Consider the following 4,433-nt stretch of genomic DNA (forward strand, 5'->3'; position numbering starts at 1 on the left):
ATTCCCCGCCCGCCGGGCGCTGCCCCGCTCGGGGGTTCTTTATTTTTTTGTTGGGGGGGTGTGTTTGGCTGGCCTTGGGGGTGCCGGGGGGGTCCTCTTTATTCCCGCCCCCCCCCCCTGGCCGTTGCCGTGTTTATGGGCAGGCCTGGACGAAAGCTGCGACATTGCCGCTGCCGCCCTGGCTGACATTGGCATCGCAGCCGTGGCCCACCTGTACGCCGGCAGCAATGTTGCCGTTACCGTCCTGGGTCAGAATGGTGGTGTGGTTGGAGCCGAACTGGCCGACGCCGGCTACGTTGCGGTTGCCGTTCTGGTAGGTGGCGCCGTAGTTGCCGGCCCCGTCCTGGCCGATAGCCGAAAGGTTGTGGCGGCCGCGCTGCTGGCCGATCACCTTGTTGAAGCGACCGTTCTGATACACCCGGATACGGTTTTTGAAGCCGTTCTGGGCGCCGCCGGCCGAGTTCGACCAGCCATATTGCTCGATGCGCACGTCATTGGCCATGGCCGGAGCGGCGGCAGTGATACCTACAAGAGCGGCAAGCGCGGTTGCGATGAAAGAATTGCGGATCATGAGAGCGTCTCCTTTGGCGGACGGGACCGCGGTTGAACGGCTTCTTTTTAGGAGATGCCGTTCGAACTAAGGCTGAAGGCGGCGTTCAGCTGGGGTTCAGGAGGGCTTGCGCGGGTCGTGGCTGCGGCGGTCAGGCCGCTATTCGCTAGGGCAATGGGTGGAGCACACTCGCCAAGGGCGGCCGGTGTTGGGTCATTTCTATACTTAGCGATTGGCCGCTTCCGGCCCACAGGCTGCCGGACGGCAATGCGCCTATGCCAGTCATTCCCACGACGCCGTCCATCCACCAAAAGCGGACATCGCTAATCTGCAGGCCACAGGCAAGTTGTGCGCCCGACATCCATCTCGAATGACTGGGTGTCGATCCTACGCGGACCATCCGACCAATGGCTCGGAGCCATCTTCCTTTGCCTCGGCAGTAGTGCCAGACTGGACGGTGGGAGCACGACATGAGTGAGACCCGCAAAATAGCAGCGATCCTGGTCTCGGATGTAGTCGGCTACAGTCGGCTAGCGGGCGCGGACGAGGATCGTATCTTGGCACGGCTGCGGGCTCTGCGCAGCGATCTCATCGACCCCACCATTGCTGTCCATCGTGGTCGGGTCGTCAAGCGCACAGGCGACGGGAGTCTCGTCGAGTTCAGCAGCGTGGTAGAAGCAGTGCGCTGCGCGATCGAAGTGCAGAATGCCATGGTTGAGCGTAATGCCGGGGTGCCGGATGATCGCCGCATAGAGTTCCGGATCGGGATTCACCTGGGCGACGTCGTGCAAGAACGCGATGGCGACCTTATGGGCGATGGGGTCAATATCGCCGCGCGCCTGGAAGGAATCTGCGAACCTGGCAATATCTGTCTTTCCGAACAAGCCTATTGGCAGGTTAAGTCAAGGCTCGATATCGCGATCAACGATCGCGGTGAGGTGCAACTCAAGAACATTGCCTATCCGATCCGGGTTTATTCGCTGCAGGTCGGCGTCCCAACTAAGGCAAAGCCGGCGGCACCAACTGCGCCCCTTGTTCTAGAGAAGCTTTCGCAGCCGCTCGCACCACCCGACAAGCCTTCAATTGCTGTGCTGCCCTTCATCAACATGAGTGGCGATTCCGAACAGGAATTTTTCACCGACGGGCTGACGGACGACATCATCACCGATCTGTCGAATGTGTCCGGCTTCTTCGTGATCGCCCGCAACTCCACCTTTGCCTATAAAGGCAAGCCCACAGACGTCCGTCAGATCGCTCGCGATCTTGGCGTCAAATATGTTCTCGAGGGCAGCGCCCGGCGATCCAACAAGCGGTTGCGCGTGAATGTACAGCTTATCAATGCGGAAGAAGGCGGCAATCACGTGTGGGCGGAGCGCTTCGACCGCGAAATCGCCGACATCTTCGATGTTCAGGACGAGGTCACGCGACGCGTTGTTGAAGCGATTTCTGGTAAGCTTGGTGAAAAGAAACTTATTGCCCGTTCCCGACCGTCAAATCTCGAAGCCTATGATCTTTGTGTTAGGTCGCGAGGTAAGTGCAACATTTCCAGATCAGACAACCGTGAGGCATGTGCTGACTTGGAACGTGCCGTTCAGATCGATCCAAACTACTGCGAGGGGCACAGCAATCTTGCCATCTCACTGCTATTTGGCTGGATTATATGGGGAGAGCCACAGGAGCCCAGCCGCGCAAAGGCTCTGATACACGCGCAACGAGCCGTTGACATCGATCCCGACGATTCCCACGCTCGCAGGATCCTGGGCTGCGTTCAGCTTTATGAGCGCAACTGGGATGAAGCAAAATCCCAATTCGATGCTGCCGTTCGGCTCAATCCCAACAATGCAGATGCGGTTGCGTGGATGGGGGAGCTGCAAATCTACTTAGGCGATCCGCAAGCGGCGCTGATAGCTTGTGGCGCTGCGCTCCGTATAAATCCTCGTCCACCCGGTTGGTATTTCTGGATCCTGGGAATGGCGCAGATTTCCGCCGGTCACTACGAGGAAGCAGTTGCGTCCTTGAGCCGGGAGGAAACGTACGGGACGGGTTCGAGGGAGCACCTGGTTCCCGCGCTTGCCCTTGCCGGTCGCGTTCCTGAGGCACAGGAGGAAGCCCGCCTATTTCTTGCGGGCAATCCAAATTGGAAGGTCGATGATTTGGTGGCGAACTCACCCTTCAAGAGCGCGGGTGATGCGCAGCCGTTAGTTGATGGCTGGCGTCTGGTGGGCTTGCGGGAATAGCGCGTTGGCGGCAAGGGTGGAAAGGGGTACTGGTAATCCGCCGGGCGCGCCTAACAGCCAAGAGACGCCCCTTCGCGCGCGACCTACGGCATGTCCTCGCTATTAGTGCCATGCATGCTGGAGCCAGCCCAAGCTCAGCATGCGCGCGTATGTTTTTCTGCTCTCCGAGAAAAATACGGCATCGCCCAGCCAGCGGGCAGGTACGACGGCGTCTATGTCCGTGGGAACGACATTGTAGTCACCGCAGAGGATGGTCCGCTCGCCTAGCAGCGATGTGCTGTAGATGATGAGACGTTCGGCCCAGCGGAGCTTATAGTGGAACTTCGGGCCTGGCGCCGGGTTGCCATTGGGCAGGTAGATGCAGCCGACGATAAGGTTGTCGATCTCCGCCTCAAGATAGCGGCTGCGCGTATCGTCGGGATCGCCAGGAAGGCCGCGCCGGCGCTCGACGGGATCCCTGCCAAATAGCCACACCGTTGTTGGATTTCTGGCCGTGCCAGACAGCGCCATAGCCGGCATCCCGGATAGCTTCGGCCGGAAATTTATCGTCGGAGGTTTTCAGTTCCTGAAGGCAGATTACGTCATAGCTTGTCTCGCCTAGCCACTTCAGAGCACAGGCAGGCGCCCGTTGACACCATTGACGTTGAAGGTCGCGATCCGGGTCACTCCTTACTCCCTGATTGGCTTCGCCCGAGCTTACAACGGCAGGCGCGGTGGGGGGTTCAACATATTCTGGAATCGTCCGACCCCCGGTGACTTCGGTATGCCGCTCAAGAGGATGGAAGAGTTGGCTCGCGAGAATAGCGCATTGGCAGCAAAAAACTGGAGACGCGGTTACGGCTTTAGCCGCCGCTCGGTCCTGCTCGACATCTCGACGCGCCGCATCGACGCGGTGAACCAAACGACCATCCTGGAATTGGGTGAAGCGCAACAACATCTACACTCTGACCACAGGCGGCGAGCTCACTATCCGCGGAGCCTTCGGCTTATCTCGACACGTCTGGCGCCGGCGGCACCAAGCGCATGGTGGCCTATCGCCGCTCGCCCGAGGTGCTGAAGTTCCACATGCCGATGCCGTTCCAGTTCCTGCCGGCATGGCAGACCAGGCCGATCAAATTCGACGTGCCCGGCATCTTCCGTCTCGGCGGCGTCGATATCAGTCGGCCGAAGTCGATCCGCTATCTCGACCGCATCTAAGGAGGCGATGATGAAAGTCACCAATAGCCAAGCCGGCCCGCGCGGCATCAACACAACCAGCGCTCCGGTTCTCATCGATCCCGGCCAGACCGTCGATGTTGAGGTGAGCTCTGCCGAACTAAAGGTCGCTAAGCAACCGGCTGGTTCTCGTTTTGCTGGCAAGGATTCGTCCCAATCGGCCGAGTTCCAGGGCAAGGCCGCTGCCGACAGGGAACGCGAGGACCTGAAGAAGCAGGCGGATGACCTTGGCATCGAATTATGCCAGGAGCGTCTCGACCGAAAAGCTGAAGGAACTCGTCGACGCTAAGTTGGCGGAATGACTGGATGGTTGCGGCGGCGGGGGCCGCCCGTTTGGGACGGACGGCCTTGTTTTCAATCCTTCAAGGCGTCTCGGATCTTGTCCTTCGCCTTGCCGAAACCTTTCTGAAGGCTGCCTTCGGCCTTATCAG

4 protein-coding genes and 1 pseudogene are annotated in these 4,433 nt (G+C 59.6%); 3 read left to right on the forward strand and 2 right to left on the reverse strand.

What is annotated here, in order from left to right; translation table 11 throughout:
• Positions 1-133: 133 nt before the first annotated feature.
• Complete coding sequence (locus NKJ17_RS33560; RefSeq protein ID WP_352452314.1) at positions 134-571, reverse strand: curlin; 438 nt, start codon at positions 569-571, stop codon at positions 134-136.
• Positions 572-1,020: 449 nt separating this feature from the next.
• Here NKJ17_RS33560 and NKJ17_RS33565 point away from each other — a divergent pair, with 449 nt between their 5' ends.
• Positions 1,021-2,787, forward strand: coding sequence for an adenylate/guanylate cyclase domain-containing protein (locus NKJ17_RS33565; RefSeq protein ID WP_352691989.1), 1,767 nt, complete (start codon positions 1,021-1,023; stop codon positions 2,785-2,787).
• Between the two features lie 123 nt (positions 2,788-2,910).
• Here the strand turns inward: NKJ17_RS33565 and NKJ17_RS33570 are convergent.
• A pseudogene (locus NKJ17_RS33570) lies at positions 2,911-3,453 on the reverse strand (exodeoxyribonuclease III); the annotation flags it as partial.
• A 357-nt stretch (positions 3,454-3,810) separates the two neighbouring features.
• Between NKJ17_RS33570 and NKJ17_RS33575 the strand changes: the two are divergent.
• Both NKJ17_RS33575 and NKJ17_RS33580 read left to right on the forward strand, forming a co-directional pair.
• A complete protein-coding gene (locus NKJ17_RS33575) occupies positions 3,811-3,984 on the forward strand; it encodes a major capsid family protein (protein WP_352691991.1) in 174 nt (57 codons plus the stop codon).
• A gap of 10 nt (positions 3,985-3,994) precedes the next feature.
• Positions 3,995-4,291 carry a hypothetical protein gene (locus NKJ17_RS33580; RefSeq protein ID WP_352691992.1) on the forward strand — a complete coding sequence of 99 codons (297 nt, stop codon included), beginning with the start codon at positions 3,995-3,997 and terminating at the stop codon, positions 4,289-4,291.
• Positions 4,292-4,433: the final 142 nt, after the last annotated feature.

It is taken from the genome of Mesorhizobium sp. M0208 (assembly GCF_040322015.1).
Taxonomy (GTDB): domain Bacteria; phylum Pseudomonadota; class Alphaproteobacteria; order Rhizobiales; family Rhizobiaceae; genus Mesorhizobium.